Source organism: Streptomyces sp. NPDC093984, from assembly GCF_044764595.1.
Taxonomy (GTDB): Bacteria; Actinomycetota; Actinomycetes; order Streptomycetales; family Streptomycetaceae; genus Streptomyces; species Streptomyces cynarae.
Genome location: NZ_JBIWIM010000001.1, coordinates 916,710 through 933,606 on the forward strand (window position 1 = coordinate 916,710; position 16,897 = coordinate 933,606).

General features: G+C 71.0%; 7 protein-coding genes and 1 tRNA gene. 2 read left to right on the forward strand and 6 right to left on the reverse strand.

Annotation, left to right across the window (positions count from 1 at the left end):
• Window positions 1-11: 11 nt before the first annotated feature.
• Together ACIRC0_RS04170 and ACIRC0_RS04175 are read right to left on the reverse strand one after the other, a co-directional pair.
• The gene (locus ACIRC0_RS04170) at window positions 12-449 is read right to left on the reverse strand and encodes a hypothetical protein (protein WP_403610950.1); all 438 of its coding nucleotides are present in this window, start codon (window positions 447-449) and stop codon (window positions 12-14) included.
• Window positions 446-2,140: a hypothetical protein gene (locus ACIRC0_RS04175; protein WP_403610953.1), complete on the reverse strand. Its 1,695-nt coding sequence runs from the start codon at window positions 2,138-2,140 to the stop codon at window positions 446-448. The genes ACIRC0_RS04170 and ACIRC0_RS04175 overlap by 4 nt, the downstream gene beginning before the upstream one ends.
• Window positions 2,141-2,545: 405 nt before the next feature.
• Between ACIRC0_RS04175 and ACIRC0_RS04180 the strand changes: the two genes are divergently transcribed.
• Entirely contained in the window at window positions 2,546-9,481 is a 6,936-nt protein-coding gene (locus tag ACIRC0_RS04180; protein WP_403610955.1) for a DEAD/DEAH box helicase, read from the forward strand.
• Window positions 9,478-11,745, forward strand: a complete 2,268-nt coding sequence (locus ACIRC0_RS04185; RefSeq protein WP_403610958.1) for a UvrD-helicase domain-containing protein — start codon at window positions 9,478-9,480, stop codon at window positions 11,743-11,745. The genes ACIRC0_RS04180 and ACIRC0_RS04185 overlap by 4 nt, the downstream gene beginning before the upstream one ends.
• Window positions 11,746-11,779: 34 nt before the next feature.
• Here ACIRC0_RS04185 and ACIRC0_RS04190 read toward each other — a convergent pair whose 3' ends face one another.
• From ACIRC0_RS04190 to sucD, 4 genes are all read right to left on the reverse strand, one after another.
• Window positions 11,780-12,724: a serine/threonine-protein kinase gene (locus ACIRC0_RS04190; RefSeq protein WP_403610961.1), complete on the reverse strand. Its 945-nt coding sequence runs from the start codon at window positions 12,722-12,724 to the stop codon at window positions 11,780-11,782.
• 1,011 nt (window positions 12,725-13,735) lie between these two features.
• A tRNA-Leu gene (locus ACIRC0_RS04195) sits at window positions 13,736-13,820 on the reverse strand.
• Between the two features lie 477 nt (window positions 13,821-14,297).
• Window positions 14,298-15,839, reverse strand: coding sequence for an aldehyde dehydrogenase family protein (locus ACIRC0_RS04200; protein WP_403610964.1), 1,542 nt, complete (start codon window positions 15,837-15,839; stop codon window positions 14,298-14,300).
• Window positions 15,840-16,005: 166 nt separating this feature from the next.
• Entirely contained in the window at window positions 16,006-16,890 is an 885-nt protein-coding gene (gene sucD / locus ACIRC0_RS04205; RefSeq protein WP_403610966.1) for a succinate--CoA ligase subunit alpha, read from the reverse strand.
• Window positions 16,891-16,897 lie beyond the last annotated feature (7 nt).

Below are 16,897 nucleotides of genomic sequence, written 5' to 3' on the forward strand. Positions count from 1 at the left end.
GCCAGGTGCACTCAGCCCGTTGCGAGTCCCAACAGCCCCAACGCCGTACTGATCACGGTCAGAGCGTTGTTCGCGTCCCCGCAGAAGGTCCTCAGCTTGGTGAGCATCGCCCCCGCGGCGCTGCGGTCGGGTTCCTGGGTGACCTGCTGGTCGCGGAGCACACCGACCAGCGCCTCGCACGTCACGGGGTCGGTGACCTTGTCCCGCTCCGTCGCGAGGGCCTCTGCGAGCTTGTCCATCGTCCGTGCCCAGTTGTCGGCGGCATCGAGGCCCGAGACCGTCACCATGTTGTGGTGGGAGTTCCTGGCGTACGGCTGGTTCTGGATGTTGCCCGCGACTCCGCGGTTGATGACACCCGAGTTGTAGTTGCGTGCGGGTGGCTCGGCGTTCTCGGGCTCGTCCTCGAATACGTCGTCGGGCTCGTCGTCGCGGTGGCGGAACACGGTCACGGTGCGTCTCCTTGGGCCGGCGGAGTCCGGGTCATGGTGGTGTTGGAGTTACGGGCACCGGGCTGGTTCTGCACATCGCCCATGACACCCGAGTTGATGACGCCGTTGTTCTGCAGGATGTATGTGGCTTGCTGCACGAAGGCGCTGATGTCGACGTTGTGGTTCTTGAGGAAGCTGAGGACCGCACGGAAGACGCAGCGCTGCATCCAGTCCACGTATCTGCGGGCGTCGTCGTACTGGAGCATGTCGTCCATGAAGTGCGAGGAGTAGACCTCGCGCAGGCTCACCGGCCCTTGCCCGGGGTCCATCGGCGGACGACTGGACTGCAGCGGCGCGCGCAGGCGGTTGAGGAGCGTGAAGACATCCAGCAGCGCGTTGAACGCCGTGCGGACGTGCCACGTGCCCCCTCCGCGCCGGGCGGCCCTTATGCCGCTGCGGAGCGTGGGGTGGACCGGGTTCATGACCTGTGAGCGCAGGGTGATGCGCAGGAAATGGTGCTCGTAGGCGAAGCTCACGTACAGCGCTGCGACGAGTTCGCCGTCCCAGGACACGATGCGGGTGCACAGCATCCGGCGGGCCTCTTTCGGGGCCGCGCTGGCACCGTCCGCGCCGGTGCCCTGCCGGGCGAGGGCGAGTAGGGAATCCCATTCGGCGTCGGTGATGTCCGCCCAGCGTTCGGCTGAAACGGCGGCCACGTCGAAGACGTCGAGTCTGTTGTCCGGATGGTAGGCGGGGCGTTTGTCGAGCAGCTGCATCATTTCGCGGGCGACGTGGTGATGGAGTTCGTCGGGGGTGAAGTCGGTGACGGCGCGGCCCGCCCTGCCGTGCACGATCTCCTCGACGCTGCGGAAGGTACGGCGCACGATCTTCTCCTCCTCCGACTCCTCGCGCGGGGCGTTCTGGTCGTCCGCCGCCATGACGTCGATGCCGATGGCGTCATCGGACCACAGGGTGCCGGCGCCGACGAGGTGGTGCAGGGGCTCAGTGCCGCCACGCAGGCGCAGCGCGTACGGCACCACGAGGCCGTCGCGCTCGGGCGGTTCCCGGCGCAGCATGCGTCGGCGTCGGGGTCTTACCCACCAACGCAGGTCGTGGGCCGGGCGCCGGTCGGTCCAGCGGGCCCGGCGGAATCGCGCGTAGGCGTAGAGACGGTCGGCGTAGCAGGCGGCCCACGCACCGCCCACCAGGACGGGCACGACCAGGGTGAAGCCCGTGGTCCAGCCGGTGACGACCGCGCCGACCAGGACCATTACGAGCAACGCCCTTCTGAGGAGGGTGAGGCTCTCCGCGCTGGCCGCGCTCTGCAGGACCGGGGTGAGGTGGAAGCCGTGCGGCGGAACGGGATGGCCCCGGGCGACACGGCGGCGCACCCACCGGACGTAGTCGTGGCCGAGGAACACCGGCCACTGGGTGTCCACCGGGCGCAGATCCTCGACGACGGCCCGCAGTGCGCGTTCTCGCTTCTTCCGGTCGCGTCGGGTGAGGAAGATCCATGCCATGCGCGGCGCGGCGGTCGCGTACCGCGAGACCCAGCGTGCCAGCCTCTCGGCGTGGTCGTCACGGAGGTACGGGGCGGCACAGAACCAGTCGGTGACATCCGAGGTGTCCGGTCGGCGCGACTCGCTCTCCCCGGGAGGTGTGCCCTCCTCCACAGGCCGGTGCGGTACCGGCGCGCCGCTGGGCAGTGGCATGACCGGTTCCTTGCGCAACGTGGTCCATCGCCGCTTCGGCGGTGAAGGTGGGGTGTTCGGCTTCCTGACCGGTTCTCCGGTGTTCTCCTCCACACGCTCGAAATCGGTGCCCAGTCCCAACGCGCACGCCCCCCTCGGCTCCCGCACGGTGGAGACAGGGTGGTGGCTGAGGGGCCGTCGGAGAAGGGGGCATGCGACCCAGCGGTACATTTCAAGCCATCGAAATCGCCGAACTTGCGCCCGATCCGCGCCCGTGATCCGCGGCCGAAGTCCCGGATTCGACCAGGTGGGTGTCGTTGTCCGAGGTGGACGCTATTTTGATACTGATCGTCACGGTGCTGGCGCCGGGCTGTCGCGGTGACGCGTACCGACGGTCTCGGTACCCGACTTGCCCGAAAGGTCCTCGTGAAGCCCACTTTGGCCGCCGCCCAGCTCCGCGGCAGTCTGACGCAGTACCTCACGACGACGTACGCGCTGGCCGACGAGGACACGCGGCTCGCGCTGGAGCGGTTCCTCGGGGATCCGGAGACAGGGATCTTCCGGGGTCCGTACCTGCGGATCAGGACGCCGTTCCATCCCGCCGACGACGGGTGGCAGTCGGCGCTGGAGTGGCAGCCGTCGTTCACGCCGTGGCGGCACCAGGCGAAGGCGTGGGAGCGGCTGAGCACCTACAGGGGCGCGGCCGAGCCGACGCTCGTGACGACCGGCACCGGGTCCGGCAAGACCGAGTCGTTCCTGATTCCCGTGCTCGACCACTGCCGCAGGCAGAAGGCGCTGGGCCGGCACGGGGTGAAGGCCGTGCTGCTGTACCCGATGAACGCGCTCGCCACCGACCAGGCCGGGCGAATCGGCGACTACCTGGCGCAGCCTGAACTGGCGCAGGTGACGGCCGGTCTCTACATCGGGGACAAGCCGGACACGGACTTCCGGCGGGTGATGACACGGCGCGAGGAGATGCGCCAGTCGCCGCCGGACGTGCTGATCACCAACTACAAGATGCTGGACCTGCTGCTGCAGCGGGCCGAGGACCGGCCGCTGTGGGAGGGCGCGGACCCGGCGTACGTGGTGCTGGACGAGTTCCACACCTACGACGGCGCGCAGGGCACGGACGTCGCGATGCTGCTGCGGCGGCTGGCGGCGGCCGTGGGCGCCTCGAAGCCGGAGCGGCCGCTCGGTTCGATCTGCCCGGTGGCGACCTCGGCGACCCTCGGTGAGGGCGGGGGCGACTCCGGCGGCATCCTCGCCGTCGCCGAGCAGGTGTTCGGCGTGCCGTTCGGTCCTGATGCGGTGATCGGTGAGGAGCGGCTGAGCGCCGACGAATTCGTCGGCGACATCGACTACGAGCTGCCCGAGCCTCCCGGCCCCAAGGAGGTCATCGAGGTCTCGGGCGGGCCGGGCGTGGAGTCCGACCCGGACCGCCTCGACCTGGACGGGCTCGCGGAGCGGCTGCTGGGACGGCGCGGCCTGGACGCCTTCCAGATCGGACGGCTGCTGAAGAAGCACGACTTCACCCACGGTGTGCTCGCGCTGCTGAACGGCGAGCCGCTCGACGAGTGGGGGCTGCGGGACCGTATGGCCCGCTTCGGGTACGCGTGGGCGCGCACCGCGCGGGAGAATCCGCGGCTCGCGCTGGAGGCGCTGTCGCGGTTCGTGGCGCTGCTGTCGTCCGCGCGGGATCCGCAGTCCGACGAGCGCCGGCCGCGTCCGCTGCTGCACATCGAGGCGCACCTGTGGGTGAGGCCGGTGGGACGGGTGCTCAGCGGGGTGAGCGGCCGTCCGGAGTTCCGCTGGTACGAGGACGAGCGCGCCGTCGCGCGGCGTTCGGCGCTCACCGCGGCGTCGGCGTCCGAGGAGCTGTCCGACAGCGACGAGTGGCCGACGGCGGACTCGCGGCGGCCGGAGGCACTGCCCGGTTCGGACACCGTGCAGCGCCCGGCCCAGGCCCATCTGCCCGCCGTCTACTGCCGTGTCTGCGGCCGGTCGGGCTGGGCGGCGCTGTCCCCGGAGGCCGATCCGCAGAAACTGGAGACCAGCCCGACGAAGATCTGGTCGGCATCCGTCGGACGGGACAAGCGGCGGCTGCGGTACTTCATCTCGGCGACGCCGGCCGAGGCGCGGGACGCTCTGGCGGCGCTGACCGGCACCGGGCCGAAGCAGGCGGGCGGCGTCGATCCGCAGACCGTGGTGGTGCTGGACGGGGCGCAGAGCACGTACCGCATGCCCGTCGCGGAGGACGCGGAGGGGCTTCAGGACGCCTGGTTCGCGCGGGCCATTCTCGACAAGAAGACCGCCGACCAGGCCGCCAAGGACGACGCCTGCCCGGCGTGCAACACCGACAACGGCATCAGGTTCCTCGGCACGGCGCTCGCCGCGCTGGCCTCCGCCACGGTCACCCAGCTGTTCACCGGTGGCCACGAGATCGCGCTGGCGCCGGAAGAGCGCAAGACGCTGCTGTTCAACGACTCCACGCAGGACGCGGCGCACCGGGCCGGGTACGTCGCCAACGCCTCGTACAAGTTCTCGCTGCGCTCGCTGCTGGCGCACCAGCTGGACGAGGCCGGCGCTCCGCTCCCGCTCAACGACCTCATCGGCGACGTCCTGGACTCGGTGGACGACCCGCAGACGCTGGCCGCGGTCGTCCCGCCGGACCTGCACGACGAACCGGGCGTGGACCGGCTCCTGTCGGGGCGCGGCACCGGGGACGCGCGGACCTGGAAGCTCATCGGGGAACGGCTCGCGTTCGCGACCGTCATGGAGTTCGGGCTGCGCTCCCGGCTCGGGCGCACCCTGGAGCTGACCCGGACCACGGCCGCCGAGGTCGTGGTCGCCGACCCGGACCGGATCGTCGCGCTCGCCCGCGACCTCCACCTCACCCTGCCGGGGCAGCTGGGATTGGATGGCGGTCTGCCCACGCCCGAGCGGTACATGGCGTTCGTGCGGGGGCTGCTGGAGCGGCTGCGGCTGCGCGGCGGCGTGCGGCACCGGTGGCTGGACACGTGGATCAGGGAAGCGGGCGTCAACCAGTACCTGATCTCCGGCCGGCGGCCGGAAGGCATGCCCGCCTTCCCCGAGGGGCGCGTGGCGCCGCCGAGGTTCCTGCTCGACGGGCCCAAGGAGAAGACGAAGTTCGACACGATCACCGGTAAGAACAACTGGTACCAGGACTGGACGCGGCGGTGCCTCGGCCTGGACGCGGCGCAGACGACCGAGTACCTGCGCAGGCTGCTGCCGGTCCTGGCGGACGAGGGCGTGCTGTCGGTGCGCACCGCCAAGGACCGCACGACCCGCGTCTACGGGCTGCAGCCGGGCCACATCCACGTCAGGCTGCTGGCGGACGACCTGGTCAACAAGGCGTTCGTGTCCTGTGAGGAGTGCGGTTGGCAGCAGGTGGTGCCGCCCGAGCGGCGCACCCGATGGTACGGGCACCCCTGCCCGCGCTGGCGCTGCGCCGGCATCCTCACCCCGCCGCAGTACGGCATGTCGTCGACCGGAGCGGGCAGCGGTGCCTTCGGCGGGAAGCTGGAGCGCGACTACCGGGCCGACTACTACCGCCGTCTGTACCTGACGGGCGGCACCTACCGAGTCGTCACGGCCGAGCACACCGGTATGCTGACCCGGCCCGAACGGGAGCACGTGGAGCGGACGTTCCGGCAGGGCACCCACTACACCGACCCCAACGTGCTCTCCTGCACGCCCACCCTGGAACTGGGCATCGACATCGGAGACCTTTCGGCGGTGCTGCTCGGCTCGCTGCCGGGCGGACCGGCGAACTACGTGCAGCGTGCCGGGCGGGCCGGACGCCGGACCGGCAACGCCCTGGTGGTGGCCTTCGGCGGGCGCCGGGCCCGCGACCGGTACTACCTGGACGACCCGACCGAGATGATCGCCGGTGACATCGTGCCGCCCGGCTGCTACCTGTCGGCCGTCGAGATCCTGCGCCGCCAGTACACGGCGCACCTGCTGGACCGGGCGGCGCGCGGTGAACTGACCACCGCGGACGGCGAGCCGCTCATGCCGGTGCCGCGCCTGTCGTCGGCCCTGTTCGGCACGACCGGCTGGTGCCAGGACCTCTCGGACGCGGCGCTCACCCACGGGGCCCGGCTGGTGGAGGAGTTCCTGGCACTGTTCCCCCAGACACCGGGCGGGGCGGACGACGACCGGGGGGTGTCCCGGCACGCCGCGGACGAGCTGCGCGCGTACGCCACCGGCGGGATCGCGCGCGCCCTGCAGGAGGCCGAGGAGGAGTGGACCGCGCGCCGAGAGGAGTTGCGCCGCCGTATCGCCGCCATCGACACCGCGGTGGACGGCCTGCTCGCCGAGGACCGCGAACAGGGCGCCGAGCGGCGTGAACTGCTCGCGGAACGTCGCGCCACCGGCGAGCTGCTGCGCGAGCTGGGCCAGGCCAGTGCGCACGGCGCCCTCGTCGAACTCGGTCTGCTGCCCAACTACAGCCTCACCGACACGACCACTTCGCTGGAGGCCACGCTCTACTGGAAGGAAGTCACCGGTGACGACGAGGGCGCGGAGGCTCCGGAAGGCGACGAGGAGCGTCGGGACTGGGTGTACCGCAGCGAGGTCCGGGACTATGAGCGGTCCCGCAAACTGGCCCTGACCGAACTCGCGCCCGGCAACAGCTTCTACGTCAACGGTTACCGACACGTCGTGCGCGCCCTCGACATCGGCAGCCCGGAGCGGCGTGCCTGGGCGGTGTGGCGTATGTGCCCCGCCTGCGGTTACGCGCGCACGCACGGCGACCCGAAGAGCGACACCTCGCCGTGCCCGCGGTGCGGGTCACGAGAGATCGCCGACGCGGGCTGCGTGCACCACGTGCTCGAGCCCCGGCGTGTGATGGCGCGGGACAAGCGGGACGACGCGCGGGTGCGGGACGACCGCGACGAGCGGGACCAGAAGCGGTACGCGGTCCTCACCACCGTCGACATCGACCCGGCGCACCTGGCGGCCGGCTCCTGGCGGCACGACACCGCGGTCTTCGGCGCGGACTTCACGCGCAAGGCCGTCATCCGGACCCTGAACCTGGGGGTCGACCGGCAGGACGGCAGCAGCACGGTCCCGCTCGCCGGGGACGACGTGCGCCTGAACCCCTTCTATGTCTGCACGAGTTGCGGCGGGGCGACGGCCGACGGGCGGCCGGTCGTCGACCAGTCGCAGCACGCGCTCACTGCGTCCCTGGCCCGTTCCACGCGTGCGAGCGCCCACCACCAGCTGTGGTGCCCGCGCCGCCGGCTGCACGGCAGTGGGGAGGAGCAGGGCGCCGGACTGGACGTACCGCTGCTGCTGGCGCACGAGCTGACGACGGAGGCCGTCCGCATCCTGCTGCCGGCGTCCGTGGCGCGGGCCAAGGAGCGGCTCGCCTCCTTCACCGCCGCGCTGTTCGCGGGCATAGCCGCCCGCTACGGCGGCGACCCCGACCATATCGACATCACCGCCGCCTCCATGCCGGACGGCGAGGACCGCGACTGGCCGCGCCGGTTCCTGGTGGTGTACGACCGGCTGCCCGGCGGCACCGGCTACCTGCACCGTCTGGCGACCTCCGACGGCTTCCGCGAGGTCCTGCTGAAGGCCCGGGAGGTGATCGAGGGCTGCGACTGCCTGAGGAACGGGCTCGACGGCTGTCACCGCTGCCTGCTGCGCCGCGTGCCGCCAGCCGACTACGACAAGGTCAGCCGCAACGAGGTCCGGCAGATGCTGGACGAGCTGCTCGGTGCGGACGGCGAGCGCTGGCGCACCTCGCCCGTCGCCACCACCCAGCACATCCCGATGCACAAGCAGGCCGAAAGCGATCTCGAAGTACTGTTCATCGACACCCTCCGTGAGTGGGCCGGGCTGCCCGAGAGCCGTGCCAGCGGCGACGCCTACATAACGCCGGCCGGCACCCACGCGCTGGATCTGCGGCTGACCGCTGCCGACGGCACCACGCTGAGCTGGCGGGTGTCGCAGCAGCGCGTCCTCGACGGCACCCGCCCCGACGTCCTCTTCGAACGGGTCGACGCACCCGGCCCCCGCGTGGCCGTCTACCTGGACGGTTACGAGTTCCACGCCGGCCGGGAGCACAACCGGGTCGGCGACGATGCCGACAAGCGCACGCGGCTGCGCGCGGAAGGGCTCCGGGTCTTCCAGCTCACCTACGGCGACGTGGCGGAGTGGCAGCGCCGCGTCCGGGACACCGGACACGCGGGCGCCGGGCCTGCCGACCCGGTGTGGGAGCCGTACGGCGACCAGGCGCGCGCCAAGGCCCGCGACTACTACGCCAGGGTGTGGCGCGCCCTGCCGGGTGAACTCGCGGAGACGGTGTGGGTCAATCCAGCCGTGCAGCTCGTGGAGTACCTGCGCCGGCCGGACGCGAAGCGCTGGCAGGGGCGGGCGGAGGCGGCCCTCGCGGGCTTCATGGGAGCCGGGGCCCGCCCCGTCCCGCTGCCGCATGACGTGCTCGGCGAGCAGATCACGGCGGCGCTGCGCGGCGGAACACCCGCAGGGCCCCGTGGCCCCGTGCAGCTGTTCACGGTCACCGACCGCTCGGGGCTGCCGTTGGTGTTCGCGGCGGACGGGCGGGCGACGCCGCCCGCTTGGACCAGCATCGTCCTTCTCGACGACGCGCCGGGCGTCCACGCCCAGGAGGAGGCGCACAAGCGCCGCTGGCGGGCCTGGCTGTACTGGTCGAACGTGCTCCAGTTCCTGGACGCGGGCGGCGGCGACGCCGTCCAGCTCACGACCGGCCGTCTCGACGGGTTCCCCGTCGAGACGCTGGCGGTCACCGGCGGCCGCGGGGTCCTGGCGAGCGTCCGCACCGCGCTCGGCTCCACCGGCCCTGACACCGCGGCCGCCACCTCCGCGACCGCCGGTCGCACGCCCGCCCAGGCCGGCCCAACCGCACCTTCGCTGTCGGCCGCCGCCGAAGCGTCCGCGGCGGGGCACGCCCCGTCCGCGCGTGACGCCGCATGGGACCGGGTCGTCGAATACCTCGACCCGGACGAGCCCGGCCTGCTCGCGCTCGCCGAGGCCCTCGCCGCACGCGGCCTTCCGGTCCCCGAGGACGGCTACGAACTCGACGAGAACGGCTGGCTGGCCGAGCTGGCGTGGCCCGGCGCAAGGATCGGCGTCGTCCTCGCCCCGCGCCCGCCCGAGGGCCAGGAGGAGGACCCGGAGGCCGCCGACCGCGACCGAGCGTTCGCCGCGGCGGGCTGGGAGGTGCGTCCCGCAGCCGACTGGACCGCGGACGACATCGCGGACCGGCTCGACGGCGCACAACCATCCGACGAGCGGGACGGTCGTAACCAGCCAGACGGCACCACCACGGACACCGGGGAGAACGAACAGCCGTGACCGGCAAGAACGTGACGCTGCGCCTGCTCGACAAGGCGGACCGGGAGATCCTCAAGCTCCCCCGCCCGGTCAAGGGCGCGATCTACGACTTCCAGCACAAGTTCAAGACCAACCCCGATTCCGCGGGACTGCGTCTCAAGCAGCTGCAGGGGCACGACAAGCTGTACTCGGCGCGCATCAACGACGAGTACCGTGCGCTGCTGCTGCGGCTGGCCGACGACGACTGGCTGATCGTCTCGGTCAAGCACCGCAAGGACGTGTACGCGCATCTCGACCGGCTCACGTACTCGGTCAACCGCGTCACCGGCGGCATCGAGTACGTGGACCTGCAGGTCGTGCAGGAGGAAGTGCTCAGTCCTCCGGCCCCGCAGACGGCCACGCCCTCCTTGCCCGCCGAGCCGCTTCACCCCGCCGAGCCCGCCGTTGCGCAGCCGCTGTTCGACAAGTGGTCGGAACAGCAGCTCACCGACCTGGGTGTGGCACCCTCCCTGATCCCTGTCGTCGCCGCGCTGACCACCGAGGACCAGCTCCTCGGCCTCGTCGAGTACGCACCGCAGCTCACCGGCGAGGTGCTGCTGGCGCTGTACGACGGCAAGGCGTACGAGGACGTCCTCGAGCAGGTCACGGCCCCCGTCGCGGCACCGGAACCCGTGGACACCGAGGACTTCCGGGCTGCCGTCGCACGTCCCGCCACCATCGTCACCACGACCGACGACGCGCTGCGCGAGGCGCTGGAGGGCGAAGACTTCGGACGCTGGAAGGTGTTCCTGCACCCCACGCAGGCCAAGCTCGTCACGCGGGACTACAGCGGTCCGGCGCGCGTGGGCGGCGGGCCCGGCACCGGCAAGACGATCGTGGCACTGCACCGGGTCAAGCACCTGGTCGAGCAGCTCCCGGCCGGCCGGACCAAGCCGGTCCTGCTGACCACGTACAACAAGAACCTCGCGGCGGATCTGCGTTCACGGCTTCTGGCCCTGGGCGGCGAGCCGTTGCTGTCGCGCGTCGAGATCAGCCACGTCGACCAGCTCGCGCTGCGGACCGTCCGGGAGGCCGAGCCCGGCAACCGCAAGCGGATCATCGACGAGGCGCAGGCAGTCCGCGAATGGCGCTCGCTCCTCGACGAACTCGGCGAAGACGGCTGGGACGCGGAGTTCCTGAACGACGAATGGACGCAAGTCATCCTCGGCCAGGCCGTCACCTCCCGCACGGACTACTTCCGGGCCCGCCGCGCCGGACGCGGACGCACGGTCAGCCGGTCCGAACGCGCTGAGATCTGGCAGCTCGCCGAGCGGTTCACGCAGCGCCTGGACCGGCTCGAGGTCCAGACCTGGGATCAGATCGCGGAGCGGGCGGCTCAACTGGAAACGGAACGGGCACGGCGCATCCAGGCCATCGACCGTCAGCGAGAGGAAGCGGGCGGCCTCGACAACATCCACATGGCCGACGGTTCGGGCGGCTGGCTGCGCTACCGGTACCGGCACATCGTGGTGGACGAGGCTCAGGACCTGCGGCCCGCGCACTGGAAGATGCTCCGTGCGATGACCGCTCCCGACCGAAACGACCTCTTCCTGGTCGGCGACACCCACCAGCGCATCTACAAGAACCAGGTAACCCTGGGCAGCCTCGGCATCAACATCCGCGGCCGGTCCTCGAAGCTGTCGCTGAGCTACCGCACCACCCGGCAGATCCTGCGCTCCGCGCTGAACGTGCTCGGCCAGGAGACCTATGACGACCTCGACGGCAGCACGGAGACGCTGGCCGGTTACCGGTCCGTGCTCAGTGGCGCCGTCCCGGACCTGCACAGGCTCAACGACTGGGAGGACGAGCGAGAGGCGATCGCGGCTCTGATCGAGTCCTGGGGCCACGTGCCGCACGAGCAGATCGCGATCGCCGTGCCGACCAATCAGATGGCGAGCGAAGCCGCGAACACGCTGGCTCGGCACGGCATCCGGGCCCTGGAGATCGGGCCGGACGGACCCCGCGGAGACAGCGGCGTCCATATCGGCACGATGTTCCGGTTCAAAGGTCTCGAATACCAGCGCATGATCATCGCCGGTTTGACCGACGGACTGGTGCCGCGTGCGAGCGTCCAGCAACGACGGACCACAGACCCCGCGCGCTACCGGACGGAGATGCAGCGAGCCCGGTCTCTGCTCTTCGTGGCAGCTACGCGTGCCCGGGACAGCCTGGACGTCTTCTGGCACGGGGAGCCGAGCCCGTTCCTCAAGGAACTGATCAAGGTTCGGCCGCCCGTCGCGGCATGACCGACTTCTGGGATCGTGCCGCGGTTCGCCCTGGCTAACGCGGCACGACCGGTCCATGGGGTACGAGGAACGGCCGCCGGGGATCCTCCGGCGGCATCCTGCGGATCCCGAGTGCCGGATCAGGAACCGGCAGATACGGGGCAAGAGCCGCGTACACTTCCGCCGCACCGCCGGGACGATCCTCTGGATGCTTGGCGAGCAGTGCTTGCAGCAGGTCCTGAAGCCCGGCCGGCGCCTCGGCACCGCAGTCGGCCAGCCGGGGCGGGGACGCGGTGAGGTGCTGGGTCACCAACTCGGCGGGGCCCTTGCCTTGGAAGGGAGGTTGGCCGGTGAGCATGCGGTGCAGCAGGCACCCCACCGCGTACAAGTCGCTGCGACCGTCCAATGGTTTCTCACCAGCCAGGAGTTCGGGCGACGCGTAGGTCACGTTGCCGAGCGTTTCACCCGTCATGGTGAGCCGCGGGTCGGTGTCCGAGAGGACCTTGACAAGACCGAAGTCGAGAATCTTCACCAGACCGCTGGAGCTGACCATCACGTTCTGGGGCTTGAGATCCCGGTGCACCAGGCCGGCCGCATGCGCGGCGGACAGCCCCGAGCACGTCTGCGCGGCCACCGAGACGGCCGCGGGCACGGACAGGCGCCCACCGTCGGCGCCGTCGATGACGTTGTCGAGGGTCGTCCCGTCGACGAGCTGCATCACCAGGCAGCAGACATCCTCGGTGACGGCGGCGTCGTACACGGTGGTGACGTTGGCATGGTCCAGACGAGCGGCAGCCTTGGCCTCCCTCTCGAAGCGTGCCAGCGCGGTGGGACGCCAGTCCGGCAGGGCCAGAAGATCCGCGGCAACGGTCTTGACCGCCACCGGCCGCTCCAGATAGACGTCCGTCCCCTGCCAGACGTGACCCATCGCGCCTCTGCCCAGAATCCGGTCCAGCCGGTACCTGCTCCGCAGAACCTTGCCCGCGGCAAACTGCTCCACGTTCACTTCCCTCGGTGAGCTCTAGCGGCACGTCGATGCGCGACTGCCTGGCAGAGGCCGCCGTCGACAGCCCGCACGGAGGAACGCGACCAGTCTCGCGCGCACCAGGACGATTCTCCTGGACAGCGGAGACCAGCTCTCACGGGGGGATGTCTGATAACCCGAGTCATGAAACGGCAGGCGGCCCGGCAAGACCGTCTGGGCAGAGTGCGCCGTCCCTCTCGTGACCTGAGCACGTAGGTCGCCCGCGAGCCGACGAGGTGACGCGGGTCGTCGAGATCCGGGACGCGGCGACCCTGGACGAGATCACGTCGGCCTGCGCGCGGGTGGTCGTCGTAGCGGCGGCTGTGCGCGAAGTTTCCTGCTGAACCTGCCCGCCCTGGCGTTGCCCATCCAGGCCGTGATCAAATTCCGGCCCAGCATCCACAACCGAGAACAGGTCCTGAAGGTCCACTCGAGATCCACTCGGGTCCCTGGGGTGCTCACCATCTTCCACGTCACCGGCGAGGACGGCCATCTGCCCCATGTCGCCGTCGACACTCCGGAAGCGCGGTGCGACCCCGTCCTCAAGCGCATCAACGTCCACCCTAGGTGGGTTCCAGCACACCGAAAGGCAGCTCGTCTTCGAGGTCGTCCCAGGAGGTAGGGATACTCCCCACCCGCGCACAGTGGGAGCGCCGCCGCTGACCGCTACGGCCGTCCGCCCGGCACTTCTGCATCCATCCAAGCGCAGATCGGGGCGGTGTTCGGAACGGGGCGTCGACTGGGCCACCTTCCCGCGGTCTCCTTTGGGCCGACGCCGTACGTCCCGCGGATCAACCAGACCCGGGCGCTCCGGCCCTCGAATCCGCCGCTGGAACCGGGCGGGCCGGTCTGGCCAGCGATTTCGCCGCCACTACGACGGTGTCTTGTGTCGGTGGACCAGCTCCCGGGGCGCACCAGCTCCCCGGCGACACAACGAGGACCACGACCATTAGGTCGAGGCCCTCGCTTGCGTATCGTTATAGCGAGTGTCCGAGGGGGGACTTGAACCCCCACGCCCGATAAAGGGCACTAGCACCTCAAGCTAGCGCGTCTGCCATTCCGCCACCCGGACGAGGTGTCCGCCGCCTTACCGGGGCTGTTCCCCGTGGCGACAGGGACAACAATACCAAGGTTTCGGAGTGCCCTTCACCTGCGTTTCCCCGCGGCAGCCGTCGCCTCCGCCAGGTTCTTCCCCCGCCACGAGGCGTCGCAGCGCCCCGTGCGAGCCCGGTCGCTCCTGCGGGCTGCGCCTCCGCGCAGCGTGTCCCCCAGCCGGTACGGGCAGCCTGCGCGGACCTCCGGCGCGATCCGCGGGAGATCACACGCTCGGTCCAGCTCCTGGCGTCGTACGACGCCCCGGCGGCGACGGATGCCGCGGTGGGGGGCTCGTCGCCGCCGGGATCAACCCACATGGGGCTCAATCTGCCGTTGCCCCGCCCGCAGGGTGTCGCCCGTCGGCCGACGAGGTCATCGTCGGCCGACGAGGTCATCGCCGGGTGGCGCCCGTCGGGTGCGGACGCCACGGGTGCGGACGCCACCCGGGCGTCCGTCACGGCATGAGTTGGTACTCGGGGAAGTTGCCCGGCAGCCGCTCCCCCGCCGCACCCTGGGTCACCGCGCGGACCAGGAGGTCGCCGCCCACGAACGCGCCGCGCCAGGACGCGCCGAAGCCGCCGAACAGCTCGTCGCGGTCGCCGCGGGAGCGGGGCTTTCCGTGGCCGGTCTTGAAGGCGCGGATCTGCGGGGCCAGCCGGTCGAAGGTCGCCCGGTCGTCGGTGGAGAGCGTGGCGACCAGGGCGCCGTTGGACGCGTTCATCGCGGCCAGCAGCTCCGCCTCCGTGTCGACCAGGACGATCGTGTCGACCGGGCCGAACGGCTCCGCGTGGTGAAGCGGTGAGGAACGGGGCGGGTTGAGCAGTGTCACCGGCTGGACGTAGGCCGAGGTGTCCTGGCCGGGCAGGAAGCGCGCGTCGGCCGCCTTGCCGCGGTGCAGCGGGATCGCCCCGCGGTCGATCGCCTCGGCGACCTGGTCGGTCAACTCCTTGGCCTTGGCGGCGTTGATCAACGGGCCGAAGTCCAGTTCGGGGTGGGGGTCGCCGGGGTGCTCGACCGCGAGCGGGTGGCCGACCCGGAGTGTGCGGACGGCCGGCAGGTAGGCCGCGAGGAAGGAGTCGAACAGGTCACGCTGGACGACGAAGCGCGGATACGCGGTGCAGCGCTGCTTGCCGTAGTCGAAGAGCTTGGGGATGACGGCCGTGAGCGCGTCCCAGTCCGAGTAGTTCCAGATGCCCCAGGTGTTGAGTCCCTCCTGTTCCAGGATGTGCCGCTTGCCGAGGTCGGCGACGGCCGTGGCCACCGCGGCGCCCGTGTCGCGGCCACCGACGAAGGAGACGCAGCCGATCTCGGGCGCCCGCACCAGCGCCTCGGACAGCTCGCCCCCGCTGCCGCTGACGAGGGTGACGGGGACTCCCTCGCGTGCGGCGAGCGCGCACGCCAGGGTGAGGCAGGCGACACCGCCGTCGGTCGGGGTCTTGGCGATCACCGCGTTGCCCGCCAGGGCCTGTACCAGCATCGCGTGGACGAGCACGCTCATCGGATAGTTCCAGCTCGCGATGTTCGAGACCGGGCCGTCCAGCGGAGCCCGGTCGTCGATCATTCCTTCGATTCCGTCGACGTACCAGCGCACGCCGTCGATCGCCCGGTCCACATCGGCCTGCGCGAGCCGCCACGGTTTGCCGATCTCCCAGACGAGGAGGAGGGCGAGCAGTTCCCGGTGTTCGGTCAGGGCGTCGAGGGTGGCGGCGATCCGGGCCCGGCGTTCGGGCAGGGGCGTGTGCCGCCAGGCGCGGTGCTGGTCCAGCGCCGCGCGCACGGCGCGCCGGGCGGTGTCCCGGCCGACGCGTGGCGGGCCCGCGATGGGACTGCCGTCGACGGGGCTGGTGGCGGGCAGGGCCCGGCCGTCCGGCTGCCAGGTGGAGTTCCAGAGGTTGAGGACACGGTCGTCCCGGAACGCCTCGGGGGCGACGGCGAGAGCGCGCCGCCAGGCGTCGGACCAGGTCGTGCCGGATTTGAGGGTGAGGGTGGGTGCCATGAATGAGCTCCGCTCTCGGTGCACGGGCGAGAGGAACGGGACAGGTCCCGCGCACGGCTCGCACTGCCGTGCGGGGACGTCGTACGTCGTGCGTCCTGCGTCGTTCGGGGGAGCCGGTGACGCCGCGTGTCGTGCGACGGTCACCTTCCGTCCACTATGGGTGACATCACGCCTGGTCTGCCAGTGCGCGGAGTGCCAGTCGTGCCGTTTCGGCCGGTGTGCCGCCCACTTTCACGCCGACCGCCTCCAGCGCCTCCTGCTTCGCGCGCGCGGTGCCGGACGAGCCGGAGACGATGGCGCCGGCGTGTCCCATGGTCCTGCCCTCGGGCGCGGTGAAGCCGGCGATGTAGCCGACCACGGGCTTGGTGACGTGGTCGCGGATGTAGGCGGCGGCCCGCTCCTCCGCGTCGCCGCCGATCTCACCGATCATGACGATCAGCTCGGTGTCCGGGTCCGCCTCGAAGGCGGCCAGGCAGTCGATGTGGCTCGTGCCGACGACCGGGTCGCCGCCGATGCCGACGCATGTGGAGAAGCCGATGTCCCGCAGCTCGTACATGAGCTGGTAGGTGAGCGTGCCGGACTTGGAGACCAGGCCGATCCGGCCGGGCTTGGTGATGTCGGCGGGGATGATGCCCGCGTTGGACTGTCCGGGGGTGATCAGGCCGGGGCAGTTGGGGCCGATGATCCGGGTGCCCCTGGACTTCGCGTACGAGGTGGAGGCGACGGAGTCGTGGACCGGGATGCCCTCGGTGATGACCACCGCGAGGCCGATGCCGGCGTCTGTGGCCTCCAGGACGGCCGCCTTGGCGAACGCGGGCGGGACGAAGACGACGGTGACGTCGGCCCCGGTCGCGTCCATGCCCTCGTGGACGGAACCGAAGACGGGGACGGCACGGTTGTCGAAGTCGACGCTGTGGCCCGCCTTGCGCGGGTTGACGCCGCCGACGACGTTCGTGCCGGCCGCGAGCATGCGGCGGGTGTGCTTCATGCCCTCACCGCCGGTCATGCCCTGGACGAGGACCTTGCTGTCCTTGGTCAGGAAGATCGCCATGTCCGGT